This window comes from Streptomyces sp. G7(2002) (assembly GCF_028870195.1).
Taxonomy (GTDB): Bacteria; Actinomycetota; Actinomycetes; order Streptomycetales; family Streptomycetaceae; genus Streptomyces; species Streptomyces nigrescens.
Window position 1 is genome coordinate 7,605,708 of sequence record NZ_CP102609.1, and the last position, 21,338, is coordinate 7,627,045.

Below are 21,338 nucleotides of genomic sequence, written 5' to 3' on the forward strand. Positions count from 1 at the left end.
CGGTCCGCTGCCCGCGCTTGCAGCCGCCCCTTGTCGAAAGGCACGCTCGTGACCACCGCACCCGAATCGGGGCCCCAGCCCTGCACCGCGCCCACGGCCCGGCACCGCACCCGGTTCTTCGACCACCGCATCCCCTCGCTGTACGCCGGCCGCTACGAGATCGGCAACCGACAGGTCCTCAAGGACGTCGACGAAGGCGCCGACCGCGAGATTGTCGCCACGCCGCAGCCGTTCGACGTCATCGAGCCGCGGTTCAGCATCGACCCGGGAGGGATCAACGCCCGCTTCCCGGTACCCGACGCCGTCGGTACCTACAGTGAGATCCTTCCGCACATCAACCTCGACGCCCCCGGCCTGCCCTGGAACCGGCCCCTGGTACCTGGTGCCAGCGAGGAAGAGCGTGAGGCACAGCGCGCGGTGCCCTGGATGGCGCTGCTGCTGTTCCGGGAGAACGAACTGCCCGAGGATCCCGATGCCGTCGGCCTGGTCAAGGCCGGCACCGTGCGGGGACTCCTCACCCGCGGCCTGGGCGCGGGGGAGCCGCCGGACCTGCCGGAGCTGAGCATGCGGCCGGAGGAGTACGACGAGCACTGCGCGACGGTCCTGGTCCCGGCCGACCTCTTCGACAAGGTCAAACCCCTGCCGGTGGAGATGGGCTACCTCGCCCACGTCCGCGAGGGCGGCCCACCCGACGCCACCCTGTCCGACGGCGACCCGGAGCCGGACGAGGGGCAGCTCAACGGCGTCGTGGTTGCCAACCGGTTCCCCGCCGCCGCGGGCGGCCGGCATGTGGTCCACCTCGTGTCGTTGGAAGGCTTCGACCGGTACCTGACCGAGCCCGCCCCGTCCCAGGGCGTGCGTCTGGTCTCGCTCACCTCCTGGGCCTTCACCACCAATGCCGACTCCGGCATCGGCTTCGGTGACCTCGCCCAGCAGTTGGCCACCACCGACGGCGAAACCCCGCGCTCCGCGGACGGGCTGCGGCTGCGCCTGCCGGTCAGTGCCCCGACCAACCCGGACGCCGAGGAGCGCGAAGCCCTCGACCGCATGGAGGGCGGCGCCGTCGCCCTGCCACAGCGCCTGGAGACGGGGGAGCGCACCGCCGCCTTCCACCGCGGGCCGCTCACCGCCCGGCCTGCCCGCGCGCTGCCCGCGCCTGCTGCCCCCCGGCTGAAATCGCCTGGCGAGGCATTGATCTACCTGGAGAAGTACGGAGTCTTCGACACCAGCTACGGCGCCGCCTTCACCGCAGGGCGCACGCTCGCTCTGTCCGACGCAGAATTCCGCACCGCCCTGCTGGAGTTCCGCTCCACCGCACGCTCCGCCGTACGCCGCCTGGCCTCCCACCCCCAGCTTCAGCTCGGTACCCGTGCGGTGACGGCCCGGCAGCTGACCGCACCGCTGTCCTTCGAAGCCTTCGACCGCATGCTCCTCGATGGCGACGGCGACCGCTTCACCCGCGCCGTAGTGCCACGACCACCGGTGCCCGGCGGGCCCGCACCGCGGCCGATGTGCGGTCACTGCTGTCCCAGTCAGGTGTCGCCAGCATCATCACCCAGGCCGCCGAGGGCGAGTTCCGGCCCGTCGCCGACTGGCTCGACCGGCTGCGACGGCTGGAGATGCTGGGCTTCGAGCACCTGGTCCCGGACAGCCGGATGCTGCCCCCGGAGAGCATCCGCTTCGCCTACGTCGATGCCGGCTGGGTCCGCGCCGCCGTGGACGGGGCCCTCAGCGTCGGCGTCGGCCACGCCCTGGACGCCGACCTCAACGACCTGGCCACCACCGGCGGACGCCTACCGGCCTGCGCGGTACTGCTCCGCTCCGATCTGGTACCGCACTGGCCCCAGACCATCATCACCGCCTACGCGGGTCCCAGTGTCGTGGAGCCGCTCCGCAGCGCCCTCTTCGGCACCGATGTCCGCCTCATGCTCTACCCGCGGGTGATCGACCGGTTCGAACTGGCCGAGCCGCCGCGCGGCCTCTGCTTCGGCATCGGCAACGTGGGCACGATCCAGCTGCGCGAGATCAGCGGTGACCACATCGGCTATCCCATCGAGGGGATCGAGGGGGAGTTCCCACCGGGAAAGGGCGACGGCCGCTTCCGTCGCTTCCTGCGCCCCGGTGACGCGGACGTCCTCAATGTCTACGGCACCGGCGACGCTCTGGTTCCCGCCCTGTCGCAGGCCCACGGCGTCGAGCGGCTCTCCTCGGCGCAGTTCGCCCTGCAGATGATCAACGCGCCGCAGGCGCAGACCTTCTCCTACCGGCCCTGACCAGCACACCCCGCCCCATCCCGCGACGCTCGTGAAAGGACCGATGGGCCATGTCAGTGGACAACACCCTGGTCGTGCCGGTCGAGGTGGCCGCCCTCGCCGTCAACCGACAGACCCGCGACACCGGAAGCCACCACGTCATCCACCGCTGGAACACCAACTTCAAACACATCGGACAGGGCGTCCCGTCCGAGCCGGAGCCCTTCACCGGCGCCGAGGAGTGGACCGGGCGCGAAGACCGCCTCGGCGTCTATCTCCAGTGGGAACTGCCCGCCGCACTCACCCGCGGCCGGCACGATGACGACGAGGGCGTCGGCGACTTCCCCCTCGTCCCCAACCGATGGCTGGTCGTCCGCCACGCGGACAGCACCCGCACGCTCACCGCCTGGATCGTCGAAAGCGACTACCTCGATCCGACGAACGGCACCGTCTCCTTCCAGGACCCGGAAAGCGCCACGCCCCAGGCCACGCTCATCGGCAAGTGCCATCCCCTCACCGGTCCCTGGCAGGAGCCCGCCGACCGGCGCGCCCCCTTCCTCACCGCGATCGGTCCCGGGCTGCTCACGTTCTCCGTCTTCCAGCCCTATAACGAGAACGTCTTCTCCCTGCACGACACGCTGGAAGGCGTAGCGGAGCGGGAGCAACTCAGCTACTTCGTCGCCGGCTGGTACGCCGACCCGGCTGCCGACATCCTCGCCGGCACCGAGGACCTCGCAGACCTCCTGCGACGCCTGGAGTGGACCAAGCCCGCCGGCTCCGGCAGCGGCATCCGCACCTCCGTCTACACCGGCACCGTCCTCGGCCTGGACTGGGACCTGACCGGCCCGGTCCCCGACTCCCCTTGCCCCCGCCGCGAGGACGTCACCACGATGGTCGCCAACACCATGGGCGAGGCCGCGGCCGAACTCGGTGCCCAAGCCGACGGCACAGGGGCCTTCTCCGCGGACGAAGCCGACCTCTTCCGCGCCTTCCTGCTCGGCGGCATCGAGGGCCTGGAGGACCGTGACCGTCCCGAAGCGGACATCCTCACCGACCGCCGCGCCCACGACACCGCTTTTGGTCCCGTGCCCGGCGGCTACCGCTGGTTCATCGGCGAACGCGGCGGCGACCCAGGCCACATTCCCTCGCCGGACGCCGTAGCCGCCCGGCACACCGCCCGCGCGGCCGAGGCGGAGACCATCGCCGACCTCAACCGCAGGCAAGCCGGACATGACGCCATCGAAGCCGAACTGGACGCCGCCCGCGAACGCCTCTATCACCTGTGGTGGCTCAGCCGTCTGGAACGGCACTCCGACGAGTTCGGGGAGCGCATCGACGCCGAACTCGACCCCGCCAACCCCGACGGCGCGGCCGGTCACGTCACCGCCCTGGCCCGGCGCCTGGCCGAGCAGCGCCGCACCCTGCCCTGGGGCAGGACGGAGGAGGAGCTGTCCGCGAGCATCGCCACCCGTTACCCCGCCTTCGGAGCACGCGCCGCCCGTCGCCTCATCCGCGTCCCCGCCCAGGACTTCGAGTACTCCGCCGACCCCGCACTCGCCCTGCAAGGCGCCAACCTGCACGCACCGCTCACCCGCGGCACCCCACTACCGTGCCGTACCCCCGATCGCCTGATCACCCGCGCATCCGGCATCACCACCAGCGACGTGGCCGGCCTCGTCCGCCAGGTCGACCTCACCCACCTGCCCGCCTGCTTCCACGCGCTGCTGACCGAATTCCTCATCCTCGACCGGGCTCTCGCCACCGGCCAGATCCGCGAGGTCACCGGAACACTGCCCGAGTACGGCACGGCAGCCTGGCAGATGCCCTGGCAACCGCTGTATCTGCTGTGGAAGGCCGAGTACTTCCCCCTGCCGTTCCACGACGGCACCACCGCACACTGGGAGTTCATCGACGGCTCCCGCTACCAGTGGCAGGGCACCGGCACCCCCGGCACCCCTCTGGTCATCTCCGGACGGCAGATCCTCACCCCCGCCCCCGGGCACACTCTCGACGGTGCTCTCGGCGCCTATGCCCGCGTCCGCGACCAGCTGCCCGCCGACAGCCTGCGGCGCCTGCGCGCCGACATCCGCTCCACCGACCTGCTCTCCCAGACCCTCGACGGCTTCGGCGCGGCCATCGCCCAGCGCCGGGCCCACGGCGGACTCCAGCCTGCCGACGACGACATCGCCGACCTCATCGGCAACGGCGGCTACCCCCCGCCGGACCCCGGCGGCATGCCGGCCAGCGACTGGGATCCGTGGCCCGAGTCCACCTTCCAGGAACTGCGCGCCGGACAACTCTCCTTCCTCAACCTGGCCGTCGTCGACCGCTTTGGACGCTCCGTCAACCTCATCGCAGAACCCAGCCACTTCCGGCCCGAGATGTCCGACACCATGCGGCCCGCCCACCCGGTCAGCGGCTACGACAGCGGGCGTCTGGTCGAACTCGGCCCCCGCCTGCTCCAGCCGGCCCGGCTCGACTTCGCCTTCCTGTCCGCCACCGGCGACGAAGAAGACACCGACCTCACCCCCGGCACCAACCCCGTCTGCGCCTGGCTGCTCCACAACCGCCTCGACGAATCCCTCGTCGTCCACACACCCGACGGCACATCGCTCGGCGAACTGCGCGTCACCCTGGGCCCCAACGACGAGCACGAGGTGTCCTGGACGGCACTGCCCGGCTCCGACCTCGACGACTTCGAGCAGCTGCAGACACGCTCCCCGCACACCTACCGCCTGCTGAGCGCCATCAAAACCCGCGGCCCGCAGACCTTCGACGCCTTCCGCGCCACCGTCGACCGCACCCTGGAGACCATCGACCCGGACGGCCCGGCCGACCCCGGCCTCGGATTCCTCCTCGGCCGCCCCCTCGCCCTGGTCCGCACCCGGCTGACCATGCAACTACGAGGCCCCGTGCGCACCGACGTCAGCTGGCAGGCCCTCTTCGACCCGCCGCAGCCGCAACTGCCCGACTACCCCTGGACGATCCGCCTGGGCGAGGTAGCCCAGACCGACGACGGACTGGTCGGATACGTCGCCGACAACGACTACACCCACTTCGAGACCGTGATCACCCCCGCCACAGGCAGCGACGACTACCTACGGCCGATCGGCGACAAGCCCAGCCTGCAACTCGACTTCGGCGGCCACAACACCGCCGTGGCCACCGTCCTGTGTGACCCGCGCGCCGCCGTCCACGCCACCACCGACATCCTCGCCACCAAGCGCGTATTCATCCCCCAGGAATTCACCGACCAGGCCCTCGCCCGCATGTCCGTGAACTTCCGCACCGGCCCCCTGCTCGCCGGCACCACCGCACTGCTCGGCGCCCAGGAACAGGCCCAGGAGACCGTACTGATGCCCGCACCCGCCGGCATCACAGGCACCTGGACCTGGACCGAAAAGCGCGGCAGCACCTGGGAGAAACTCCCGATCCTCAGCCAGGACCCCTCCGACCTCCCGCTGGCCGAACCCGAGATCCGCTCCGGCTTCCTCACCCTCGACAACGCCGCACTGCACAGCAGCACCGACAGCTGACCCACCACCAGCGCACCGACAACGGTGCTGCGGCACGCCTGCCAGCCCGAGGAGCATCATCATGGCCCTGGTCTCCCCCACCCGCACCACGGACCCCACCGCCCAAGAACCGCTGCTGTCCTACGACCTGACCACCAGCCCCGACCCGCTCAAGGCCTCCCCGGAAAAGCCCGAGGAACCCGAGGAGCGCGGTGAGCTGATCATCGTCGGCTCGCGGCACAGTGGCACTCCGGCCGATGTGAAATGGATCAAGGTGAAAGTGCCGGCCGGGACGATGTCACCGGACCTGGCCACGAACCTGTCGAGCGTCAACCCACGGATCACCCTCAACGGCTGGACAGCCCCACTGGACGAGACGGCAAAGGAGTTCGTCTTCTCCCCGGCCGGAAGCCACGAAACGATCGGGCCCGACACCGGATTCACCATCCAGCTCTCACAGATCCCGATCAGCCGCAAGGTCGGCACCGTACCGATCTGCGTGACCGAACACTCCCGAACCGGCAAGAGCGCCTTCCAGGACAGGTCCACCGTGTTCAGCGTCGGCAAATTCCCGGCCGACTTCTACATGATCGAATTCGTGGCTGACGAAACCCGGATCGACAACGGCGGCGAGATCACACTGACCTGGAAACGCTCCACCAACGCCACCTACGAACTGCTCTACGGAGACACCAACCTCAACGTCACCAACGAAACCACCCGCACCATCACCAACATCAAATCCGACACCACCTTCTACCTGCGCGGCACCACCGGCGACCCCACCAACCCCGTCACCCGCACCCTCTACGCCCAGGTCACCGTCCGAAAACCAGACCTTGAAATCGGCAACCTCACCGTCCACGGCACCGTCAACGGATCCCTCACCGTCAACGGCCCGATCCAGGCCAACGACACCCTCACGGTCAACAGCCTCCGCCCCGGCTACAACTCCCTCATCGTCAAAGGAACCACCCAACTCCACGGTTACACCAGAATCGACGACACTCTTCAAATGGGCCCGGAGGGCACGCTCATCAGTTCGCAGGGCTATATCGGCATGCTTGAAGTTGGAAATTCCTTGAAGGTGGATGATATCCAACCGAAGTACAAAGAAGAGATCAAGCTCTCAGACGTAAAGGTCGATGGGACGCTCACGACCCGTGGCAACCTCATGGCCTATGGCGCCCTCCACGCCACTAGCGGCCTCGCGGCCCGTGACATCACGGTTCACACCAGCTTCACGGCTTACGGGCAAACCGTCCTCGCAGACCTTGTCGGGAATACCCATAAGCTATGGGAATCCAGCAAGCAAGACCCGCAGCTTTATTATGAATCCAGTCCAGTTGCATCTTCTGGTATTGCTCTAGCGGTAATGGATGTTCAGGATACTGGGCGGAATGGGCAGCTGACGCTGTCCATCGTGGGTTCCACAAAGAAGACGACTGTCTGGTGGGAGCACAGGGGATCTGCATCCACGCTACTCTTTGTCCGTAAGGGGGAGCGATTTGCAGCGGACGGAGGTAACATCCAGGACTCGAACCTGGATCAGATCCTGAAAGTGTATTGGATTCCGCTGGGAAAGCCGTGATGTCCCGCAAAGAGTTGCGTAGCCGGATCGCGGAGTAGGCGACACCGTACGGCGTTTGATGGCCGCCCGGGCTGAAGTTCCCCGCGATCTTGGACACTCGATCGTTACGCTGCGAGGGCGTGACCTTGTTCGGAACTCTGCCGCACCTGCGCACGGTTCACCGACGATGGTGAGTGCGACGAGGGCGGTGAAGACGCGGTGCAGCAGGCCACGCGCGTAACCCTGTGTCTGCTGGCTCACCGAATCGGGCAGCTCACCGAGCAGATCCAGGAACTTGGAAGGCCGCCCGGCCCGGCTCGTGGAACGCTGTGCCCCGCAGCTGCTGACCGTGGTGGGCATCGGTCTGGATACGGCCGTCACTTTGCTGATCACGATGGGGGACATCCCGGAACGTCTGCACAGTGAGGCGTCGTTCGCCGCGCTGTGCGGGGTCAGCCCCGTAGAACGCTGCTCGGGCACTCGGCAGTACCTCGCCTCAAACGCTACGCCGCCCGCGAGGTGTTCCACCTGGTCAGGCCCGTACAGACAAGCTCCCCGTCATAGGGGCAGTTGTGTGAGAGGTGAGGAACCCCTGGCGGCTTGTCGGCCCCCGGGACGCGGCGCTTGGTACCAGCGGAGCGAAGGTCGACGCCTGTGGATCACTCCTGCCGGAAAGAGGCGCACCTTCCCGCTGGGTGGCGGTCTTCAACTTCCCGGCCGAGCACTGGATCACCCTGCGGACCACAAATCCGGTCGAGTCGACCTCCACCACCGTCCGGCTGCGGACCCGTGGCACCGCAGCCCTGGCCGTGGTCTTCAAGATTGTCGAGTCCGCCCAACAGCGGTGGCGGGCGGGCGGGCTGTCAACGCGCCTCACCTCGTCCCCCTGCTCAGCTCCACGTTCCGGGCCACATTGCGTGCCAGTTCGTCCTCTCCAACGACGTGCCCGGGTGGGGCTGTGTGTTGGTCTGTCCGGGTGATAGTCGGGTCAATACGGTGGTGTTCCATTGGCCATTTCGGGTTAATGGTGGTGACTGTTTTCCGGTGGGTTGCCCATCTCTCCGGGGAGAGAGGCAACCCCTGTGGTGCGCGGACGCGTGGTACGTGTCGGCGGGTCTCTCTCTGTCCCGGTGTGTAGGCGGTGGTCCGGCGCGCGTATACCGGCGCCGTGTGACGCGGGCCCCGGAGGGGAGTTCTCGGGCGACCCTCTCAGCTGAGAGAGGTTTGTCATGGATCTGACTACAGGTTGGTGGGGAGCTCCGGCGGTGGCCGGGGTTCGGCCGGTTGTACCGGCCGGTGGATCTGAGGTGGCCGCTGTTCGGCGGCTTGCGGCCGCGCCGTTCAGTGCGGCGTTCTCCACGGTGACGATCCCGGCGGGCACGACCCCGCTGGCGGTGGCGGTGGCGCCGAACGGCAACGTCTACGTCGGCAACGCCAATTCGAACAATGTGACGGTGATCAACAGCACCACGAACACCGTCCTGGCCACCGTCCCCGCCGGCTCGAACCCGGCCATGATCGCGGTGGCGGCGAACGGCAACGTCTACGTCACCAACCAGAGCTCGAGCAACGTGACGGTGATCAGCAGCGCCACGAACACGGTCCTGGCCACCGTCCCCACCGGCGGGGGCCCGTTCGCGCTGGCGGTGGCGCCGAACGGCAACGTCTACGTCGCCAACAGCACTTCCAACAACGTGACGGTGATCAGCAGCGTCACGAACACCGTCCTGGCCACCGTCCCCGTCGGCGCGGTCCCGGACGCGGTGGCGGTGGCGGCGAACGGCAACGTCTACGTCGCCAACCGGAACGCGAACACCGTGACGGTGATCAGCAGCGCCACGAACACCGTCCTGACCACCCTCCCCACCGGTGGTTTCCCGGGCTATGCGGCGGTGGCGCAGAACGGCAACGTCTACATCGCCAACCAGACCTCGAACAACGTGACCGTGATCGACAGCGCCACGAACACCGTCGTGGCCACCGTCCCCGCCGGCACGGTCCCGGGGGTGATCGCGGTGGCGCAGAACGGCAACGTCTACGTCACCAACACCGTTTCGAACAACGTGACGGTGATCAACAGCGCCACCAACACCGTCCTGGCCACCGTCCCCACCGGCGGGGGCCCGTTCGGGGTGGCGGTGGCGCCGACCGGCAACGTCTACGTCGGCAACAGCAATTCCAACAACGTGACGGTGATCAGCAGCACCACGAACACCGTACTGGCCACCGTCCCCGTCGGCGCGTTCCCGTTCTCGGTGGCGGCGGCGCAGAACAGCAACGTCTACGTCACCAACGCCAATTCGGCCAACGTGACGGAGATTTCGCCGTTGACGGTGACGACCTCGCCGGCGTCGCCGGTGTGCGGGCAACCGGTGACGTTCAACATTTCCGGGGGGACTCCGAACGGGACAGCGGTGGTGAACTTCGGGGACGCCAGCCCCACGGTCACCGTCCCCCTGGACGCCACCGGGAGCGGGCAGACCACCCACACCTACACCGCCGGTTCGTTCACCGCGACCGTGAACGGCAACCCCACCCCCGTCACCGTGAGCACCAACCCCACAACGACGACGCTGTCGGTGACGCCGAACCCCTCCAGCTGCGGGCAGAGCGTGACCGTCTGCGCCACCATCACCCCGGCGCCAGGCACCACCTCAGTGCCGACCGGCACGGTCACCTTCACCCTCCCCAACGGCCAGACCCAGGTGGTCCCCGTCAACGCATCGGGGCAGGCCTGCTTCACCACCACCGCCCTGACCACCGGCACCCTCACCGCCGCCTACAGCGGTGACAGCTGCTTCACCGGCTTCACCACCAGCACCCCCGTCACCGTGAACCGCACCCCCACAACGCTGACCGCGCAGCCAGGCACGATCAGGCTCCGGCTGACCCCGCTGCCCGAGTTCTACATCCCCACCCTCAGCGCCACCCTGAAGACCACCTCGGGGATGCCGGTGGCCGGTCAGCCGGTGACCTTCACCGCCACCACGATCTTCGGCCCGGTCAATCTCGGCACCGCCGTCACCGACGCCAGCGGCACCGCCACCATCCACAACGCCGTCGTCCCCGTCTTCGCCATCGCCACCCCCTTCTACACCGCCACCTTCCCCGGCACTGCCTGCTACACCTCCGCCACCGCCCACGGCATCCTGCTGTTCATCCCCCTCCCGGGCTGATCTGACTGGCTCCGAAAACCCCACGTCACCTGGTCTGCTGCGATGGGAGGAACACACCGTGGCCCAACTGGACGAGTCGGCCGACCAGTCGAGGGGTTTGGCGGCACGTGCGGATTCCAGTGGTGGGGCTCCGGCCGTGAGGGCGGCTCCAGCATCGGCACGGTGATCCAGCAGACCACGGCGCAGGAAGCGCGGCAGAACAACCCGACTCCGCGCTCGCGAGCTGCGATTGGAGGGTGCCCCAGCGACGGTGATGACGACAACGACGGCACACCTCGGCTGCCGAACGGCCACTCTGACAGCACAGCTTTGAGGAGCGGGAGGCCGTGCGTAGGAACTCTCCCGACCCTGCTGATCCACAGGTATTGACGATTGCTCTCGCCCGGCTAATGCGTTGACCGCGTGGTTCGCTGGGTTGGCGCTCTACGAACGCCGCACCAAGGAGGGCAAGACGCGACGCGAGATCGTCCGATGCCTCGAACGCTACGCCGCCCGTGAGGTGTTCCACCTCGTCAGGCCCGTACAGACATGCTCCCCGTCATAGGGGCAGTGTGATACCGCGTGAGAGGTGAGGAACCCCCGTCGGCTTGCCGGCGGGGGGTCCTGCGTTCGGGGACGGCCTGGAGGTGTTCGGCACGGTCTTGCTGCGCTCCGGCTCTGCCGTTCGGCCACGACTGTTGCATCAAGACCGGACCTGGAGTGCCCGTTCTGTTGCTCCCGCAGTTGATATGGGTGTGCTGTGGCAGCGTGCCCACGCCGTGGCTGTCCTGCTGGGAGAATGGGCGGGTGCTGTCCGGGGCGGGGTCTGACTCATGCTCAAGGCCGTTCGGTGCATGTCCGGACCAGCCTCACGCCTCCGCGGGGGTGGCCGGTCGTGTCGCGTAGCGGTGGCGCATGGCGTCGCTGGCCGCGGGGCCTGCGGTGAAGACGTAGGTGGCGCTGTCGTCGAGTCGGCGGCCGGTCTTGGCGTCGACGACGACGGGCTCGACTTCCTCGCCGCTGTGCGCGTCGATGAGGATCATGCTGCGTTCGGCCGATGTGAGGCGGGAGTTGCCCCATGCGGCCAGGGCGACGATCACCGGTCGCAGGGAGTGCCCGAGTTCGGTGAGGACGTACTCGTGGCGCACGGGGTTGGACTGGTAGGGCCGGCGCTCCAGTAGCCCGTCCGCGACGAGGGTTTTCAGCCGGGCGGTGAGCATGCTGGAGGAGATGCCCAGGCTCTCCTGGAACTGGTCGAAGCGGGTGTAGCCGTCAAAGGCGTCGTGGAGGATCAGCAGCGTCCACCACTCGCCTACGTGTTCCACCGTCGTAGACAGCGGGCACTCTCGGTCCGACAGCCTGATCCGGCTTGCCACGGCGACCATCCCCTCGGTTACTGCTAAAATCGAAGTTAGTGGGTGCTATTTTAGCAGTAACGTCGGGAGCGGTGCCTTCTGTGTCCGCACCCGGGAACGGAGCACACCGTGACCACGTCCATCAGTGAATCCCTCGAAGGCCGATGCGCTCTGGTCACCGGCGGCACCAAGGGCACCGGAGCCGCCATCGCCCGACGTCTCACCCAGGCCGGCGCAAACGTACTGGTCACCGCCCGCAGCCGCCCCGACCACGTCGAGGAGAATGCGTTCATCACCGCCGACCTGTCCACCGCCCAGGGCGCAGCCCACGTCGCCGCCGAGGTGGACGCCCGCGTGGGAGGCGTCGACATCCTGGTCAACACCCTCGGCGGGTCCGAGTCGCCGGCTGGAGGGTTCGCAGCGCTCGGCGAGGACGACTGGGCCAGGGAGCTGAACACGAACCTGCTGGCCGCTGTCCGCCTGGACCGCGCACTCCTGCCGCACATGATCGCCACGGGCAAGGGCGTGATCGTGCACGTCACCTCGATCCAGCGCCGCATGCCGCTGTGGAACGGAACCCTGGCCTACGCCGCCGCCAAGGCCGCCCTGACCACCTACAGCAAGGGCCTGGCCAACGAGGTCGCCCCGCACGGCGTCCGCGTCAACACCGTCTCGCCCGGCTTCGTGCAGACCTCGGCCGCCGACAACCTCGTCGCCCGGATCGCCCACGACGCGGACATCACCCAGGAAGCGGCGCTGGGCCGGCTCATGGACTCCCTGGGCGGCATCCCACTGGGCCGTCCCAACCGGCCTGAGGAAGTCGCCGAGCTCGTCGCCTTCCTCGTCTCCGACCGCGCCTCGGCCATCGTCGGTGCCGAACACGTCATCGACGGCGGCACCACCCCCACCGTCTGAACCTGCCACCACCCCAGGGAGCGTCATGCACGACAACCAGCCCCGAACCAGCACCCCGGACGCCCTGCCCGAGGTGATCACCCGCTACCTGAAAGCGCACCGCGCCCACGACACCGCCACCGCAATCACGGCGTTCACCAGCGAAGCCACAGTGATCGACGACGGCAACACCTACGAGGGCACCGAGGCGATCGGGGATTGGCTCGACCGATCCGCCACCGAATTCAACTACACCATCCACCTCACCGGCGCCCAACGGACCGACCCAACCCGCTACATCGCCACCCACCACCTTGAGGGCAACTTCCCCGGCGGGGCCATCGATCTGCGCTACCAGTTCACACTCCGCGACGGCCTCATCGAACGCCTAGTCATCGCGCCCTGAGTCCCCACCCACGCCACACGTTGCCGGCACATGCGAGAAGCCCCGCCCCCGAACGGCGAGGGCGCTTCGATGAGGCTCTCGCGACGAAACTCCCCTGGCCGGGGATCTGCTGGTCCGAATCGACGCGATCATGTTCCTAGCTGGCGCGGTGGCCACTCTCGCCACGGGTGACGCCGCTGTTTCTCGGGACCGAACCGCTGCCGTCCGTCTTCTGCTGGGTGTGCATGCTGATGGGCCTCGGTTTTCTGATCGCCGCGGGCCGGAGTGATCCGTTCCGCCACCGCTCAGCGCCGTCAGGGGGCGGCGCCGTCGCCCCCGTCCGCGCCGTCGGCCACATAGCGCTCCAGCCAGGACGGAAACTCCGTCAGGTCCGCGAGCACCACCTCGGCGCCGGCGTTGCGCAGTTCCGTGGCGTCGCACGGGCCGGTGGCGACCGCGACGGACAGCGCGCCGGCGGTGTGCGCCCCGACGACGTCACCGATGTGGTCGCCGACGTAGACCTGCGCCTGGTGCTTGCGCAGCGCCTCGGCCTTGCCCGCCGCCCACAGGGAGCCGAAGAGGGCGTCCGCGTCGAGGCCGAGGTGTTCCAGGTGCAGCTTGGCGTTGGGCTCGTACTTCGCGGTCACCACGATCGCCCGGCCGCCCGCGGCGTGGATCGCGTCGATGGCCTCCCGGGCACCGGGCATGGCGGGCGAGGCCGTGACCGCGTACTGCGGATACAGCTCGCGGAAGAGAGCGGCGGTCTCCGCCACTCGCTCCTCGGGGAACCAGTGGCGGATCTCGTGCTCCAGCGGGGGCCCCAGCCGGCTCGCCGCGAGGTCGGCGTCGATGAAGGTGCCGGTCCTGGCCGACAGCTCCTGATAGACGGCCTTGATGCCCGGACGCGAGTCGATCAGCGTCATGTCGAGGTCGAAGCCGACCGTCAGAGAGTGTGCAGCCATGCCTGCCATTGTGCCTGCGGCGGCATCCCCGGTCAGGGAGGCACGACCCCGGTCCCTCAGCGGGGCACCCGCCGCATCCGCCACACCAGGAACAGCGCCGACGATCCCGGGCACGCCGAGCGCCGCGCACTCGGCCCGGCTCAGCCGCCGCGATACGTAGGCGAGCCCCCAGCCGCTCGCCGGCGCGAGCCACGACTCCAGCGCCGCACCGGCCACCAGCAGGAGGACGGCCGGCGTCAGGACACCGACTGGGCCGGCACGGACCGAGGCTCGCTCATGCCGGAGCCGCGGACGAGATTGCCTTCCTGGGCCCGGTGTTCATGGACGAGTCGGACGGCTATGGCGCCTTCCCCCGCGGCGGAGGCGACCCGCTTGACGGACCCGCTCCTGACGTCACCCGCGGCGAAGACACCCGGCATCGTGGTCTCCAGCATCAGTGGCCCGCGCCCGAGCGATTCCCAGATGTTCTCGTCGGCCGCTGCCCGGGCGTCGGCGCCGGTGAGCACGAACCCCCGTCGGTCCAGCGCGACCACGTCCTTCAGCCACTCGGTGTGCGGCCGGGCGCCGATGAACACGAACAGGGCGCGGGCCGGCAGTTCGCGACGGTCGCCGGAGGCGTTGTCCTCCACGGTCAACGACTGCAGGGTGCCCTCTCCGTTGACCTGGCGCACTTCGGTATGGGTCAGCACCTCGACCTTCGGATGGCGTGTCACCTGGTCCACCAGATAGCGCGACATGTCCTTGCCGAGGTCGCCGCTGCGGACGATCAGATACACCTTGGGTGCGTATTCGGCGAGGAAGAGCACCGCCTGGCCTGCGGAGTTGCCCCCGCCGACCACGGCCACGGGGTCCATCCGGCACAGGTTGGCTTCGTGGAGTGTGGCGGCGTAGTAGACGCTGGAGCCTTCCAGATGGTCGATGCCGGGGACGTCGAGCCTGCGGTAGCGCACTCCCGAGGCCAGGACGACGGTGGCGGCCCGGATCTCGGAGCCGTCCGCGAAGGTGAGGGCGTACCGGCCGTCGCGCGGTTCGAGCGAGGTGGCCTCGGCGGGGACGGTGAGCTGTGCGCCGAATTTGCGGGCCTGGAGCACCGAGCGTTCCATGAGTTCGCCACCCGAGATCCCGGACGGGAAGCCCAGATAGTTCTCGATGCGCGAGGAGGTGGCGGCCTGGCCTCCGGTGGCCATGGCGTCGACGGCTACGGTGACGAGGCCGTCGGATGAGCCGTAGACCGCGGCGGCGAGCCCGGCCGGGCCCGCGCCGATCACCACCAGGTCGTATTCACCGTCGCCGTGCGCAGAGGTGGGGAGTCCGATGAGGCGGGCGAGGTCCGCGATGCTGGGATTGCGCAGTACCTGCTCTCCCTTCCACATGACGACCGGGGTCTCGTCCGGACGGATGCCGAACCGGCGCAGCAGCGCCTCGGCTTCCTTGTCCTTCTCCAGGTCGATCCATCGGTGTGGTAGCCGGTTGCGGGCGGCGAATTCACGCAGTCGCAGGGTGTTGGGCGAGTAGCACGAGCCCAGGATCCGGAAGCCGGCGCCCAGGCCGATGAGCAGGGACCGGCGGCCGAGGTAGGCGCGCAGAATCAGGTCCCCGAGGGCCGGATCGCGTGCCACCAGGGCCCGTTGGCGCTCCACCGGGACCGCGAGGACCTGGCCGGGCTCGCGTACGACCGCGGTGTCGAACGCCGTCTGCCCTTCGAGCAGACCGAGTTCCCCCAGAAAGCGGCCGGGGCCATGTACCGCCACGGTGCGTTGGTCGGGACCGCCGTAGTCGTGGATGATCTCGACCATCCCGCTGACGATGGCAAGGAACTCCTCGCACGGTTCGCCCTCGCGGAACAGCACCTCGCCCCGCCGTGTGGGGCGGTACTCGCCGTACTGGGCCAGCTCATCGAGCTGTTCCGGCGTCAGCCGGGGGTAGGCGCCGTGCTGATCGGGGGTTTCGGTGGATACCCCGTCCGGGCCCGCGGCAGTCATCAGACCACGGCCTCGTGGACGTAACACCAGCGCCAGTTCTCTCCCGGTTCGAGGGGCTGCACGATGGGGTGGCCGTCGTTGGCGGCGTGCAGACGGGCGTGTTTGAGTGGCGAGGAGTCACAGCATCCGACGTGTCCGCAGGTCAGGCACAGCCTGAGGTGCACCCAGGGAGAGCCGAGGCGCAGGCACTCCTCGCAGCCCTCGGGGGTGCGTGGCGTCACCGGGCGCACGAGCGACAGGTGCCAGTCGCTTTCGGTAGTCATGATGGTCGTCCTTCCTTGGCGGACGGGCTCAGCGGCGACCCGCGATGGTCTCCTCGACCCATTGGCGCAGCACGTTGGCGGGGGCCGCGCCGGCCTGTCGCGCGATCGCCTCTCCCTGGTCGAGAAGGAGCAGGGTCGGCACGGCCTGCACCTGGAATCGCTGGGACAGCCTGGGGGCCTGGTCGACATCGACCTTGACGAGCTTGATCTTTCCGGCGAGCTCGCGGGCGACCTGTTCCAGTGCGGGGCTGACCATGCGGCAGGGACCGCACCAGGTGGCCCAGAGGTCGACGAGGACGATGGGCGCCGCCTTATCGGCGATCTCCGCGAAGTCGTCATCGCCGGCATCGACGATCCAGGGCAACGGGGTACCGCAGTTTCCGCATTTGGGGCGCCCGTCCCCCGCTGCCGGCACCCGGTTCTTGCGGCCGCACGACTCACAGACGACCGTGTTGCTCCCGCTCGTTGTCACCGTGCTCACGCAGCCATTCCGTGGTCGGCCTCGGCCGGCCTGTCGTACGTCACGACCAGTTCACCGTTCTGGGCGTCGACCCGGATCGCCGTGCCGTCCTGTACATCGCCGCGGATCAGGGCCCGCCCGACGAGTGTTTCGACCTCGTGCGAGATGTAGCGGCGCAGCGGCCGTGCCCCGTAGACGGGGTCGAAGCCCTGCTGGGCGATGAGCTCGCGGGCCCGCTCGGTGAGTTCGACGGTGATCTGGCGTTCGGCCAGGCGCCGGCGCAGGTCGTTGAACTGCAGCTCGACGATGCGCTTGATCTGGTCCATGCCCAGCGGCTTGAACAGCACGACGTCGTCGACGCGGTTGAGGAACTCGGGGCGGAAGTGGCTTTGCAGTTCGCCCATGACCAGGGCCCGTGCCTCGGGTTTGATCTCGCCCTCGGGGGTCACCGCGTCGAGCAGATGGGCGGATCCGATGTTGGAGGTCATGATGACGACGGTGTTGCGGAAGTCGACGGTGCGGCCTTGGGCGTCGGTGATCCGGCCGTCGTCGAGTACCTGCAGCAAGGTGTTGAAGACATCGGCGTGTGCCTTCTCGACCTCGTCGAACAGGACCACGGAGTAGGGCTTGCGGCGTACCGCCTCGGTGAGCTGACCGCCCTCCTCGTAGCCGACGTATCCGGGCGGCGCTCCGACCAGTCTGCTGACGGTGTGCCGTTCCTGGTACTCGCTCATGTCGAGACGGACGATGCTCTCCTCGGTGTCGAACAGTGCCGCGGCCAGCGCCTTGGCCAGTTCGGTCTTTCCGACGCCGGTGGGGCCGAGGAAGATGAACGAGCCGATGGGACGGCGCGGGTCGCGGATGCCGGAGCGGGCCCGGATGATGGCGTCGGTGACCAGCTTGACGGCCTCGTCCTGGCCGATCACCCGCTCGGTGAGGATCTCGTCGAGCCGCAGCAGCTTCTCCCGCTCGCCTTCCTGCAGCCGGGTCACCGGGATGCCGGTCCAGGCGGCGACGATCTCGGCGATCTCGTCCTCCGTGACGACCTCGCGCAGGAGCCGGGTATCGCCCTGCTTGGCGGCGAGCGCCTCCTCTTCGGCGGCCAGCCGGCGTTCGAGTTCGGTGAGTGTGCCGTAGCGCAGTTCGGCGGCGCGGTTGAGGTCGTAGTTGCGTTCGGCCTCCTCCGCTTCCTGACGCACCTGTTCCAGTTCCTGACGCAGCTCCTGCACTCGCCGGATGGCCTGGCGTTCGGCCTCCCACTGGGCGTTCATGGCGTCGGCCTCGGCGCGCAGGTCGGACAGTTCGCGCCGGAGCTCCTCCAGCCGCTTACGGCTGGCGGCGTCGGTCTCCTTTGCGAGGGCCGCATCCTCGATCTCCAGGCGGGTCACCCGGCGGGTGATCTCGTCGAGTTCGGCCGGCATGGAGTCGATCTCGGTGCGCAGCCGGGCGCAGGCCTCGTCGACGAGGTCGATGGCCTTGTCCGGCAGGAAGCGGTCGGAGATATAGCGGTGGCTGAGGGTGGCCGCGGCGACCAGCGCGGTGTCCTGGATCTTCACGCCGTGGAAGACCTCAAGACGTTCGCGCAGGCCGCGGAGGATGGAGACGGTGTCCTCCACGCTCGGCTCGTCCACCAGGACCTGCTGGAAGCGGCGTTCGAGGGCGGCGTCGGACTCGACGTGCTTGCGGTACTCCTCCAGCGTGGTGGCGCCGATCATGTGCAGCTCACCGCGGGCGAGCATCGGCTTGAGCATGTTGCCGGCGTCCATGGCGCCCTCGGCGCCGCCGCCGGCTCCGACGACCGTGTGGAGTTCGTCGACGAAGAGCAGGATGCGCCCCTCGGCGGCCTTGACCTCGCTCAGCACGGCCTGCAGTCGTTCCTCGAACTCACCACGGTATTTGGCGCCCGCCACCAGCGAGCTCATATCGAGGGAGAAGATGGTCTTCTCGCGCAGCCCCTCGGGGACGTCGCCGCGGACGATCCGCTGTGCCAGGCCCTCCACGATGGCCGTCTTGCCGACGCCCGGATCGCCGATCAGCACGGGGTTGTTCTTCGTCTTGCGGCTGAGGATCTGGGTGACGCGGCGGATCTCCGCGTCCCGGCCGATCACCGGGTCCTTCTTGCCGCTGCGCGCCTCGGCGACCAGATCACGGCCGTACTTCTCCAACGCCTCGTACGCGGCCTCGGGCGTCGCCGAGGTGACCCGCTGGTTGCCGCGGATGCGGGTCAGCGCGGACAGGAAGACGTCCTTGGTGATGCCGTGTTCCTTGAGCAGCCGTCCCGCCGCGGTCCTGGAGCCCTCATCGGCCAGTGCCAGGACGAGGTGCTCCACGGACACATATTCGTCCTTGAGCCGCTTGGCCTCCTGCTCGGCGGTGTCCAGCAGCTTGGCCAGCCGCTGGGTGACGTACACCTGGCCGGGTGTGGCGCCGGGTCCGGTCACCTTCGGTCTGCGTGACAGCTCGCTCATGAGCGAGGCGCGCAACGCCTTGGTGTCGGCGCCCGCTTGGTCGAAGAGCCGCGGCACCAGCCCGTCCGGCTGGTCGAGGAGGGCGAGCAGCAGATGCTCACCGTCGACCTCGGTCTGGTCCATCCGGCCGGCGATCGTCTGCGCTTCCTGAAGGGCTTCCTGGGACTTCTGGGTGAGCCGGTTCATATCCACGATTCATCACTCCTCGAGCCGGCGTTGCTGCGTCTCAACGCGGCCTCCAGCTCGCTGATCCGGTCGAGCAGGTCGAGCACCAGACCGAGGGAGGCGTAGTTGAGGGGGAGCCCGGCCCGTAGCCGTTGGATGCGGGCGAGAGTTGCGGGCGCGCCCGGGCCGAACCACAGCCGGCCGCTGTCGTCGCGGGTCGCGTCGACCAGGCCGAGGGTGACGAACCGCCGGACGAGATCGGGGTGGAGTCCAGAGCGCCGGGCCACGACGTCCAGGCTGAGTCTGTCGACGGGCGCGAGGGCGTAGTTGCGGACAACGACGTTCAGGGCCCGCTGCTTGTCCGGCGCCGTCGGCCGGCGATGCCCGGCCTCCGGCCCGGCGGCAGCGCGCCGTGGATCATGGGTCATCCTGGCTTCCTCGGGTCGAAGGTGGACACGGCAGCCAGCTCCTCGAAGAGCTCACGCTCCCGGTCGCCGAGTTCGGGCGGCACCATGATCCGGACCTCCGCGTAGAGATCTCCGTTGGTGCCACGGGGGTTGGGCATGCCCTCGCCGCGCAGCCGCAGCCGGCGGCCGCTGGACGAGCCCTTGGGAACGGTGACTTTGGCGGTGCCGCCGGGCGTGGGTACCGGTACCGTCGCGCCGAGCGCCGCCTCCCAGGGCGTGACGGGAAGCGCGACGTGGATGTCCCGGCCCTCCAGGCGGAATCGCGTATCGGGCTTGATCCGTACGCGGAGATACAGATCTCCCGGGGGACCGTCGTCGCTGCCCCTGCCGCCTTCCCCGGCCAGCCGGATGCGCTGTCCATCGACCACGCCACGTGGGATGTTGACGTCGTAGGTCCGCTGTCCGCCGGGTCCGGCGAGGGTGATGCTGCGATGGCCGCCGTGGTAGGCCTCCTCGACACCGAGCTGGATCTCGGCCTCCTGGTCGGCCCCGGGAACCGGGCCCCAGCGTCCGCCGCCTCCGCCGCGGCCGTACAACCCGCCGAACAGGTCCTCGAAGTTGATGCCGGAGCCGTCGAATCCCTCGCCGTAGTCGGTGAACCGGACCCGGCCGCCGCCGGTGGACCGGCCGCGGCCCCGGGCTCCCGCCCCGGCCCCCACGCCCGCGCCCACCCGTTCTTCCCAGTCCTCCGGGATCTGCCGGAAGTCCTCGCCGAAGCGGTCGTAGCGCTTGCGCGTCTGGGGGTCGGACAGCACGCTGTACGCCTCGTTGAGCTCCTTGAAGCGCTCCTCGGCCTGCGGGTCCTTGTTGATGTCGGGGTGGTACTTGCGGGCCAGCTTGCGGAAGGCCTGCTGTATGTCGTCGGAGCTCGCGTTGCGCTGCACCCCGAGCACGTCGTAGTAGTCCCGTGCCATGGGGCGTCACTCCTGCCGCTTGCTGACCATGACGGCCGCGGGGCGCAGCTGCCGGCGCCCCTCGCCGTAGCCGGGACGCATCACCCGCACGACGGTGTTCGGCTCGGCAGCGGGGTCGTCGACGGTGCCGACGACCTCGTGCACGGCCGGATCGAACGGCACTCCGGTCTCCTCGTAGCGGGGATACCCGAGCCGGCGGAGCACGTCGACGGCCTGGTCGCGTACGGCCTTGACGCCTTCGACCACGGCGGACGGATCGGATCCGGCATGGGCGAGCGCCAGGTCCAGATTGTCGACCACCGGCAGCCAGGCCGCCGCGGTGCGGGCGCGTTCCTCGTTCCGTACGGCGTCCAGTTCCTTGGCGTGGCGCTTGCGGAGGTTGTCGAGGTCCGCGAGGGCGCGGCGCCAGCGGTCCTGGAGTTCGTCGAGGGCCGCGGCGTGGTCGTCCACCTCCGGCTGCTCCGGGGGCAGGGCCTGGCTCAGCTCGTCCTGGGGCGTCGTCGGCTCCTGTTCGGTGGACATCGCCGCACC

16 protein-coding genes and 3 pseudogenes are annotated in these 21,338 nt (G+C 68.9%); 10 read left to right on the top strand and 9 right to left on the bottom strand.

Annotated features, from left to right (window positions below; genetic code table 11):
- Positions 1-48: 48 nt before the first annotated feature.
- The 7 genes and pseudogenes from NUT86_RS32450 to NUT86_RS40710 all read left to right on the top strand — a co-directional run.
- On the top strand, positions 49-1,944 hold the full coding sequence (locus NUT86_RS32450; RefSeq protein WP_274738832.1) for a hypothetical protein: 1,896 nt from the start codon (positions 49-51) through the stop codon (positions 1,942-1,944).
- Complete coding sequence (locus NUT86_RS32455; protein ID WP_274738834.1) at positions 1,881-2,273, top strand: hypothetical protein; 393 nt, start codon at positions 1,881-1,883, stop codon at positions 2,271-2,273. Before NUT86_RS32450 ends, NUT86_RS32455 begins: the two co-directional genes overlap by 64 nt.
- Before the next feature lie 50 nt (positions 2,274-2,323).
- Positions 2,324-5,788 carry a hypothetical protein gene (locus NUT86_RS32460; RefSeq protein WP_274738835.1) on the top strand — a complete coding sequence of 1,155 codons (3,465 nt, stop codon included), beginning with the start codon at positions 2,324-2,326 and terminating at the stop codon, positions 5,786-5,788.
- Positions 5,789-5,849: 61 nt separating this feature from the next.
- On the top strand, positions 5,850-7,358 hold the full coding sequence (locus tag NUT86_RS32465) for a hypothetical protein (protein ID WP_274738837.1): 1,509 nt from the start codon (positions 5,850-5,852) through the stop codon (positions 7,356-7,358).
- 683 nt (positions 7,359-8,041) lie between these two features.
- A pseudogene (locus NUT86_RS32470) lies at positions 8,042-8,229 on the top strand (IS256 family transposase); the annotation flags it as partial.
- A gap of 415 nt (positions 8,230-8,644) precedes the next feature.
- Entirely contained in the window at positions 8,645-10,513 is a 1,869-nt protein-coding gene (locus NUT86_RS32475; protein ID WP_159485332.1) for a virginiamycin B lyase family protein, read from the top strand.
- Between the two features lie 427 nt (positions 10,514-10,940).
- Positions 10,941-11,057, top strand: a pseudogene (locus NUT86_RS40710) (IS110 family transposase); the annotation flags it as partial.
- A gap of 304 nt (positions 11,058-11,361) precedes the next feature.
- Here the strand turns inward: NUT86_RS40710 and NUT86_RS32480 are convergent.
- Positions 11,362-11,877 carry a winged helix-turn-helix transcriptional regulator gene (locus NUT86_RS32480; protein ID WP_266444397.1) on the bottom strand — a complete coding sequence of 172 codons (516 nt, stop codon included), beginning with the start codon at positions 11,875-11,877 and terminating at the stop codon, positions 11,362-11,364.
- Between the two features lie 99 nt (positions 11,878-11,976).
- On the opposite strand from NUT86_RS32480, the gene NUT86_RS32485 reads away from it, so the two are divergent.
- The 3 genes and pseudogenes from NUT86_RS32485 (at position 11,977) to NUT86_RS32495 (ending at position 13,486) form a co-directional block, all read left to right on the top strand.
- Positions 11,977-12,762 carry an SDR family oxidoreductase gene (locus tag NUT86_RS32485; protein WP_274738840.1) on the top strand — a complete coding sequence of 262 codons (786 nt, stop codon included), beginning with the start codon at positions 11,977-11,979 and terminating at the stop codon, positions 12,760-12,762.
- 25 nt (positions 12,763-12,787) lie between these two features.
- Positions 12,788-13,147 (top strand): nuclear transport factor 2 family protein, encoded by a 360-nt coding sequence (locus NUT86_RS32490; RefSeq protein WP_274738841.1) that lies wholly within the window; start codon positions 12,788-12,790, stop codon positions 13,145-13,147.
- A gap of 130 nt (positions 13,148-13,277) precedes the next feature.
- A pseudogene (locus NUT86_RS32495) lies at positions 13,278-13,486 on the top strand (hypothetical protein).
- On the opposite strand, the gene NUT86_RS32500 reads toward NUT86_RS32495, so the two are convergent.
- The 8 genes from NUT86_RS32500 to NUT86_RS32535 form a co-directional block, all read right to left on the bottom strand.
- Positions 13,441-14,088 (bottom strand): HAD family hydrolase, encoded by a 648-nt coding sequence (locus NUT86_RS32500; RefSeq protein ID WP_274738843.1) that lies wholly within the window; start codon positions 14,086-14,088, stop codon positions 13,441-13,443. The pseudogene NUT86_RS32495 and the gene NUT86_RS32500 sit on opposite strands and share 46 nt — an antisense overlap.
- Before the next feature lie 236 nt (positions 14,089-14,324).
- Positions 14,325-16,070 (bottom strand): FAD-dependent oxidoreductase, encoded by a 1,746-nt coding sequence (locus NUT86_RS32505; RefSeq protein ID WP_274738844.1) that lies wholly within the window; start codon positions 16,068-16,070, stop codon positions 14,325-14,327.
- Complete coding sequence (locus NUT86_RS32510) at positions 16,070-16,333, bottom strand: UBP-type zinc finger domain-containing protein (RefSeq protein WP_018092858.1); 264 nt, start codon at positions 16,331-16,333, stop codon at positions 16,070-16,072. Before NUT86_RS32510 ends, NUT86_RS32505 begins: the two co-directional genes overlap by 1 nt.
- Before the next feature lie 28 nt (positions 16,334-16,361).
- Positions 16,362-16,805, bottom strand: coding sequence for a thioredoxin (gene trxA / locus NUT86_RS32515; RefSeq protein ID WP_159488926.1), 444 nt, complete (start codon positions 16,803-16,805; stop codon positions 16,362-16,364).
- Between the two features lie 5 nt (positions 16,806-16,810).
- Complete coding sequence (gene clpB / locus NUT86_RS32520) at positions 16,811-19,453, bottom strand: ATP-dependent chaperone ClpB (protein ID WP_159485320.1); 2,643 nt, start codon at positions 19,451-19,453, stop codon at positions 16,811-16,813.
- Positions 19,444-19,854, bottom strand: a complete 411-nt coding sequence (locus tag NUT86_RS32525; protein ID WP_018092861.1) for a chaperone modulator CbpM — start codon at positions 19,852-19,854, stop codon at positions 19,444-19,446. Before NUT86_RS32525 ends, clpB begins: the two co-directional genes overlap by 10 nt.
- Positions 19,851-20,807 (bottom strand): DnaJ C-terminal domain-containing protein, encoded by a 957-nt coding sequence (locus tag NUT86_RS32530; RefSeq protein ID WP_274738846.1) that lies wholly within the window; start codon positions 20,805-20,807, stop codon positions 19,851-19,853. Before NUT86_RS32530 ends, NUT86_RS32525 begins: the two co-directional genes overlap by 4 nt.
- Before the next feature lie 6 nt (positions 20,808-20,813).
- Positions 20,814-21,329, bottom strand: a complete 516-nt coding sequence (locus tag NUT86_RS32535; protein WP_274738847.1) for a nucleotide exchange factor GrpE — start codon at positions 21,327-21,329, stop codon at positions 20,814-20,816.
- Positions 21,330-21,338: the final 9 nt, after the last annotated feature.

Excerpts from the sequence above, each read along its gene's own strand:
- NUT86_RS32460 (WP_274738835.1), top strand. The coding sequence starts at position 2,324 with ATGTCAGTGGACAACACCCTGGTCGTGCCGGTCGAGGTGGCCGCCCTC.
- NUT86_RS32465 (WP_274738837.1), top strand. The coding sequence starts at position 5,850 with ATGGCCCTGGTCTCCCCCACCCGCACCACGGACCCCACCGCCCAAGAA.
- NUT86_RS32480 (WP_266444397.1), bottom strand. The coding sequence starts at position 11,877 with ATGGTCGCCGTGGCAAGCCGGATCAGGCTGTCGGACCGAGAGTGCCCG.
- NUT86_RS32490 (WP_274738841.1), top strand. The coding sequence starts at position 12,788 with ATGCACGACAACCAGCCCCGAACCAGCACCCCGGACGCCCTGCCCGAG.
- NUT86_RS32500 (WP_274738843.1), bottom strand. The coding sequence starts at position 14,088 with ATGGCTGCACACTCTCTGACGGTCGGCTTCGACCTCGACATGACGCTG.
- NUT86_RS32505 (WP_274738844.1), bottom strand. The coding sequence starts at position 16,070 with ATGACTGCCGCGGGCCCGGACGGGGTATCCACCGAAACCCCCGATCAG.
- NUT86_RS32510 (WP_018092858.1), bottom strand. The coding sequence starts at position 16,333 with ATGACTACCGAAAGCGACTGGCACCTGTCGCTCGTGCGCCCGGTGACG.
- NUT86_RS32525 (WP_018092861.1), bottom strand. The coding sequence starts at position 19,854 with ATGACCCATGATCCACGGCGCGCTGCCGCCGGGCCGGAGGCCGGGCAT.
- NUT86_RS32530 (WP_274738846.1), bottom strand. The coding sequence starts at position 20,807 with ATGGCACGGGACTACTACGACGTGCTCGGGGTGCAGCGCAACGCGAGC.
- NUT86_RS32535 (WP_274738847.1), bottom strand. The coding sequence starts at position 21,329 with ATGTCCACCGAACAGGAGCCGACGACGCCCCAGGACGAGCTGAGCCAG.